The sequence below is a fragment of the Streptomyces sp. NPDC059957 genome, assembly GCF_042730015.1.
Lineage (GTDB): Bacteria > Actinomycetota > Actinomycetes > Streptomycetales > Streptomycetaceae > Streptomyces.
In genome coordinates, this window is record NZ_JBHWMB010000087.1 from 22,826 (window position 1) to 29,976 (window position 7,151).

The 7,151-nt window shown below is 70.8% G+C and carries 4 protein-coding genes; all 4 read left to right on the forward strand.

The genetic code is table 11. The annotated features are described in order from the left end of the window. Positions 1-144 precede the first annotated feature (144 nt). Genes ACFWBW_RS36155 through ACFWBW_RS36170 form a run of 4 tightly spaced genes read left to right on the forward strand, consistent with a single transcriptional unit; the run spans position 145 to position 6,230 of the window. Positions 145-3,030: a lantibiotic dehydratase gene (locus ACFWBW_RS36155; protein ID WP_385382185.1), complete on the forward strand. Its 2,886-nt coding sequence runs from the start codon at positions 145-147 to the stop codon at positions 3,028-3,030. Further along, positions 3,027-4,271, forward strand: coding sequence for a lanthionine synthetase C family protein (locus tag ACFWBW_RS36160; protein ID WP_385382188.1), 1,245 nt, complete (start codon positions 3,027-3,029; stop codon positions 4,269-4,271). The genes ACFWBW_RS36155 and ACFWBW_RS36160 overlap by 4 nt, the downstream gene beginning before the upstream one ends. A gap of 23 nt (positions 4,272-4,294) precedes the next feature. Beyond that, complete coding sequence (locus ACFWBW_RS36165) at positions 4,295-5,125, forward strand: thiopeptide-type bacteriocin biosynthesis protein (protein WP_385382191.1); 831 nt, start codon at positions 4,295-4,297, stop codon at positions 5,123-5,125. Further along, positions 5,109-6,230, forward strand: coding sequence for a hypothetical protein (locus ACFWBW_RS36170; RefSeq protein ID WP_385382194.1), 1,122 nt, complete (start codon positions 5,109-5,111; stop codon positions 6,228-6,230). The genes ACFWBW_RS36165 and ACFWBW_RS36170 overlap by 17 nt, the downstream gene beginning before the upstream one ends. Positions 6,231-7,151 lie beyond the last annotated feature (921 nt).

The window sequence follows — 7,151 nt, forward strand, 5'->3', positions numbered from 1 at the left end:
GGTTTGATAGGGGGGGAGGGGGGGGGAAGAAGCACTGTTTGGGTGTGGGGGTGGGCGGGTGGCAAGGAACAACACCCCACCCCCTCTGCCCCCCCCCCCCCTTTTGGGGCTCCCCCCCCCCACCACTCGGCCACAGGAGTGCGCGTGTATCGAGCTGTTGATGCAGCAGCGGTCCGGGCATCGGCCTGGGAGCCCGACCGCCGGCTGACCTGGCCCGACCTCACCAGTCCGGCCGCAGGCCCGGGAGCATGGCGGGCATGGCTGGACCAGGTCTGGGAGACCGACGGCTTCCCGGCGGCGGTGACCGCCGCGAGTCCGGACCTGGCGGACCGGGTCGGACAGATCCGGGATGGCCGCCCCCTTCCCACCCGCGATGTACGGCGTACGGTCCTCTCGGTCCTGCGCTACATGCTGCGCGCGAGCGGGCGAGCCACTCCCTTCGGACTGTTCGCCGGCTTCGCCGCCGCCCACTACGGCGCGAAACCGGCGTTGGCCGTAGGCGTCGGGCACCAGGCCATCGCCAAGCCCAACGCGACGTTCCTCAACGCCCTGGTCGCCCGCTTCGAGGCAGACCCGGCGCTGCGTTCCCATTTGCTGCTGGTCGCCTCTTCCCTCGCCGTCGAGCGCGATGGGCACGTGGTGATCGAGCACCGGCATCCCACCACAGCAAACGGCGCGCCCGAACACGTACGGATACGGCTAACCGGGCCGGTCCGAGCAGCCCTGGAAGGCGCCCGGTCTCCGATTCGGTGGAGCGACCTCGCAGCGCAGCTGTCCGCCGCCTTCCCCCGCGCGGACACCGCCGCGGTGACGGCGCTCCTTGCGGGGCTCGTTGAACAGCGGGTCCTACTCACGTCTGCACGGGCACCGATGACGGCCGCCGATCCGCTCGCCGCTCTCCTCGACCACGTCGAGAAGTACGCCCCGCGAGAAGGTCGGCAACCAGCACTCGACCTGCGGGTGGACTGGAGCCTGACGATCCCCGAGACCGTGACGCGCGAGGCGGAATCCGCAGCGTTCGCCCTGTCCCGGCTGGCTCCCCGTGCCACCCTCAGCGGCTGGGACGAGTGGCACGCCCGGTTCCTCGACCGGTACGGACCGCGGGCCGTCGTCCCCGTGGTGGACGCCATCGATGCCCTCGGCTACCCGCCCAGCTACCGCGGGTCCACCGACGCCACGCCCTCCCCCACGCCTGACCGCGAAAGCCGCCTCCTGAAGCTCGCCTTCGGTGCCGCGATGCAGCGGCGCCTCGAAGTCGTACTCGACGACGCGATGATCGAGGAGCTGGCCAGCATCAACGTCGGGAGGCCAGTGCAGTCGAGCACCGAGCTGACCGTCCGGATCCACGCCGTGAATATGGCAGCCTTGGAGCGGGGCGACTTCGCACTCCACGTCACCGGTGTGGCGCGCTCGGCCGGCGCGACCACCGGCCGGTTCCTCGGCCTGCTGCCCGACGCGGAACGCCACACCATGAGCAAGGCCTACGCTGCGCTGCCCGGCGTCCACCAGGATGCGCTCGTCGCGCAGATCAGCTCCACCCCGCTGTCGGCCCAAGGAGAGAACGTCGCACGGACCCCGCAGGTCACAGACCTGGTGATACCCGTCGGCGACTACCACGGCCCCGAGAGCAGAGTGCTCCCCGTCGCAGACCTGGCGGTGACCGCCGACGCGGAGCGGCTGCACCTGTTTTCCCTCTCCCTGCGCCGCCCGGTCCACACTCTGCTGCTCAACGCCGTCGACTTGACCCAGCACACCCATCCGCTGGCCCGGTTCCTTGTCGAGGCGCCCGTCGCCCTGGCCGTGCCGTGTACGGGATTTCAGTGGGGCGGCGCCGCCTCCGCACTGCCGTTCCTGCCAGCTCTGCGCTACGGACGCACGATCATCTCCCCGGCTCGCTGGCTCCTCAGGGCCACCGACCTCCCCACCTCGGGGGCGTCATGGGAGCAGTGGGACGAGCGCCTGACTCAATGGCGGCGCGAGGTCAATCTGCCTGAGCGCGCCTACCTCAGCGAAGCCGACCAGACCCTCGCCCTCGACCTCGCAGAGCCATCACACCGGGCCCTGCTGCGCGCCCATCTGGACCGCCATCGGATGGTGACCCTCCGCGCTGCCCCGCACGCCCACGATCTGGGCTGGTCCGGCGGCCGTGCCCACGAGGTCGTCATCCCTCTCGCCTCGGACCAGAGGATCCCGCCCGTCCCGACCGCCGGCGGGCACGTCGTGGGCCGTGGACATGGGCATCTGCCCGGCTGCGACGACCGGCTTTACCTCCAGCTCCACGGACATCGCGACGAGCAGAACGCAATCTTGACCCGATACGTGGCGGATCTGGTGCACGAACTCGACGGACCGAGCTGGTGGTTCATCCGCTACCCCGATCCGGCAGACCACCTTCGCCTCCGCCTGGCCTGCGCTCCGGGAACCCTCGGTACGGCCGTCCAGACGGTCGGTGCATGGGCCCGAAAGCTCCGGCACCTCGGCCTCATCACGCACCTCAGCATCGCCACCTATCAGCCGGAGACGGCCCGATTCGGCGGCGCCGCCGCGCTCGAGGCAGCCGAAAGGTACTTCGCCGCGGATTCCGCCGCCGCGGTCGCCCAGCTCGCCGCCCAGAACTCGGCAGGCGGCCCCGACTCCCGTGCGCTCACCGCGGCGAGCATGGTCGATATCTCCACCGGCCTCCTCGGCGACACCAGCGCGGCAATGCACTGGCTCGTCGAGCGCACCCGCACCCACCCGACAGCCCCGCCCCGTGCCGTCTACCGACAGGCCGTCGACCTGGCCACCGGCACGGTGACTGTGCTCGACGCGCATGTCACCACCCTCTGGGCCGAACGCCGCCTAGCCCTCGCCGAGTACCGACGGGCCCTGACGGATACGGCCTTGAGCCCGGAAGAAGTGTTGGCAGACCTGCTGCACCTGCACCACGTCCGGATGCGCGGGCCTGGCCTGGACGAGGAGCGCGCACACCTTCACCTGGCCCGAGCAGCCGCCCTGAGCTGGACCGCCCGAGCAAAGAGGACCCCATGACCACGGCCGCTCCCTTCCCCGCCGCGCTGTCGGCCGCCGAGAAGCTGGCACACCACCTGGCCGACCCGGCCACCATCTGGCCCGACGGTCGTCCCGAGGGCTGCCGAGCCTGGCCGCAGTCACTCGCCGGGGGCGCCTCGGGCATCGCCCTGCTCCACATCGAACGCGCCCGAAGCGGCCACGGCGACTGGGACCTCGCGCACCGATGGGTTACCGAAGCCCTCCACGGCGAGATCAGCGGCGCGGACAACGCGAACCTGTACTTCGGCGCCCCGGCCTTGGCGTTCCTCCTCCACCGCGCTGCCAGCACCTCGGGACGGTACGGACGGGTGCTGGAGCGCCTGGACGCAACATCCACCGCCGTCACCCTCCACCGCCTTGACGCTGCTGCGCACCGGATCGCTGCCGGTGTGCGCCCGCCGATGGAGGAATTCGACTTGATCCAGGGCCTCACCGGGCTGGCGGCCTACCACCTCAGCCGCCACGGAGATGCGGAGACTACGCGGGCGGTCCTGGCCTATCTGGTGCGGCTGACCGAGCCGCTGCCCGACCCGGCCGGGCTGCCGCCGTGGTGGATGGACGTGGCACCCACAGGAGCCGTGAACGCCGACTTCCCCGGCGGGCACGGGAACTTCGGGTTGGCCCACGGCATCGGCTCCACGCTGGCCGTGCTGTCCCTGGCCCAGCTGCACGGCGTGGACCTGCCCGGCCTGTCCGAAGCCGTGGAAGGGATCTGCGCGTGGACCGACCGGTGGCGCCAGGGTGACGAGTCCAGCCCGTGGTGGCCGGGCCTGATCTCCCTGGAGCAGACGACAGGCGGGGACGTCGCTCGCGAGCTTCGGCCGCGGCCTTCCTGGTGCTACGGCGCCAGCGGTACCGCCCGAGCCCAGCAGCTGGCCGGCCTCGCCCTCAGCGACCCGGCACGGGTTCGCACCGCCGAGACCAGCCTCCTCGCGACCTTGCGCGACCCAGCCCAGCTCCGCACGCTCCCGGAGATCGGCCTGTGCCACGGACAAGCCGGGCTGCTGCAAGCCGCCTGGCGCATGGCCACCGAAACCGGCAACACCGAAATCACCGCCGAACTGCCGGCGCTGGCCGAGTGCCTCATCGCCGCGCTCGACCAGCCCGGCCACGACCCCGAACTCCTCGACGGCGCCGCAGGCGCGGCCCTCGCCCTGCACACCCTCGGCACCAACCACTCGCCCGCCCCGCACTGGGACACCTTCCTCGCCCTGGCCTGACCACCCTCCGGGAGCCCGCCTTCATGACCCTCCACCCTTGGCGCCAGGCCAACGTCGCCTTCCCAGACTGGGACCACGCCGAAGCCACCGCCCTCAAGCACCTCGTCCCACTCCTCCACCACGCCCAGGCCGAAGGCGCCGTCACCCCTTGGTTCCACGTCCGCAAAAGCCCCTGCTGGCGCGTCCGCTACCAACCCGGCCCGAGCGGGCATTCTCACATCAGCACCGGCTTGGATGTGCTTACCACGCGCGGACACATCACCGGCTGGACCGAGGTCATCTACGAGCCCGAGGTCCATGCCTTCGGCGGCGGCGCAGCCATGGACGCGGCCCATCGCCTCTTCCACGCCGACAGCCATCACCTGACCACCCAGCTGCGGGCCGACGGCGGCCGCCACCGACGCGAGACATCCCTCTTGCTGTGCACCCTGCTGATGCGCTCCGCCGGACTGGACTGGTACGAGCAAGGCGACGTCTGGGCCCGCGTCGGCGAACACCGCGGCCCTCCGGCCGCTACGAACGCGGGACATGGCCCGAAACTCCTCCACGCCGTGAGCCGCCTGATCAGCGTGGACACCGAGGAGATGCTCCGCTCCGAAGGCGCCTTGGCTCACCTAGCCCGCTGGGCCCACGCTTACAGCGACACCGGAACAGCCCTTGCCCACCTCAACTCCGCCGGCCAGCTCCACCGAGGACTGCGCGATGTCCTGGCACACCACGTGATCTTCGCCTGGAACCGCATCGGCCTCTCACAACCGGCACAAGCCGAACTCGCCACCGCCGCGCGGACCGTCATCTTCGGTCCCGACCCCACCACCGACGGGAGACCTGAGAACCGTGTGGAGACTGCCTGACTCAGCGGCCCAGCGGTTTCCGCTCATCGCCCGCCCGCGCCCGGCCTGCCTCCCGCTACCGCAGCGTGTACGCACGCTGGTCGAACTCGCGGACACCGCGGCAAGGCTGCACGATCCGAGCATTGCCTCCACCGTCTACAACCAAGCAGCGTTGATCGCCTCGGATGTAGGAATCCCGGGCGTTGCCCGCGCGATGTGTCACCAGCACGCGGCTGCCTACCTCGACGCCGCCCCGCTGTCCGGCAAGGCCGCGATCCGAGCCCTCGAACCGCTCATCAACCTCGCGCGCTTACAGATCCGCTCCGGACAGCCCGAAGCCGGCCTACAGCGACTGCTCACGCTGTTCAACGACGTCAGCACCGGCACGCGAACCCAGGTCGAGGACATCGTCGTACCGGCACACCTGACCGCCAACGCCGAAGACCGTCAGGAGGTCCGTGCCCTGCTATGGCGGGTCCTCCTCGCGGACGGGACACGGGCCCTGACCACCGCCGGCCGCTGGAAGGAAGCACTCGCCCACGTTAAAGCACACCGCGGCATCGGACAGCGCATGCTCGACGGCCGCCAGGTAGCCGTCCTCGCTGCCCTTGACGCCGGGGACAGGCAGGGCGCGAACAAACTATTGGCCGACACGGAGCCCGGGGAGTCCTGGGAGAACATCATCACGCTCTGCCTGTCCGTCTTGTACCTCCGCAAGAGGGGCATGGCCTGGCGCCATCCTCTTCAGCGCCTGGTGACGTCCTACCTCGAACGCCCAGACGAGGAGGGCATCACCGTCTTCAACGTACGGCTCGGCCTCGCCCTGCTGGACACATTGCCCTGTCCAACCGGCCCAACAGCCCGCCTGCTGATCTCGGAACTCCACCGACGGACAAAGACCGCGGCCGACGGCTACGCCGCACGCGAAGCCCTGTCGCACCCCCTGTTCCCGACCCACGCCACCACGCGAGAGGCGGAAGACTGCCATAACCTCGTGCTCTCCTGCGCACTTGAAACGGGAGCACTCCCCAACGAACTACGCGGCCAGCTATCCCAAGCCGTACGTATCAGCTACCACACGATTCGACAGGGGCTTGCCGAGGGGCAGGCTCTGCTCGGTGTGTAGTCGATCGGCCCCGAGCGAGCGGTGGCATGCCTCAGGATCGCGCTCGACACAGCAACAGACGATCAGCCGGCCTCTGGGCAATTTGGCCACGATCGCGTCCAGGCCGAGGACTTCACGGGTGTAGCACTCGGCTTACACAGCCGCCAGCGAGACGCGGTTTGCCCGCAGGGCCGGGTGCTTCTGTTAGTTGGGGGGTGGGCGGCGGGGGCGGGGACCGATGGTCTAGAACAGCTTGGAGAGGGCGTTATCAACAGAGACGCCTGGTTCACCGGCACCACCCGCCGCCCGGATCTCCCGGTTCCGGCGGGGGCCTTCGACGAGGGTGGGGAAGATGCGCTCCCGAGGGGCCGGAGCAGTGCGGGGGCCAGGAAGAAGAGACGCATCGCGATCGCGGTGGACTGCGCGGCTTCGGCGAGCCCTTCGGAAAACGGCTCGCCGACGGGCATCGGGGCGGGGGTGGCCATCAGCAGGGGTGCTCCTCGCACTTCGGCGGGAGGTCAGCGGGACCGGGACGGGCCCGGCCGGTCCGGACCGGGCGGCGTGTGCGGTGTTACCGGGCTAACGCGCGCGGACGGTGCCGGGCCACGGCCCGAGCCCCGCGTACCCGAAGGAGTCGCACGACCTGCCCCGGGGGCGGGGGCGCCCGCCGCCGTCGCGGCCTCGCGCAGCAGCAGCCCGGCGTCGGCCGCCTTCGCCTGCGCCCGATGCTCCTTCGCCTCATGCCACAGCCGGGCCGCTTCCACGGCCTCCACCAGCGCGAGCAGCAGCGTCAGGACCACCGCGGCGCCGCCGCCCCGGGCCGTGCGCGGTGCGCGCTCCAACTCGCGGGCGGAGGCTCTCCACCCGGCGCCTGCCCGTCAGCGCCCTCTCGCCGGGGGCGCGGCCGGCTTGCTCGAAGGCCTCCGCCGCCGCTTGGAGACG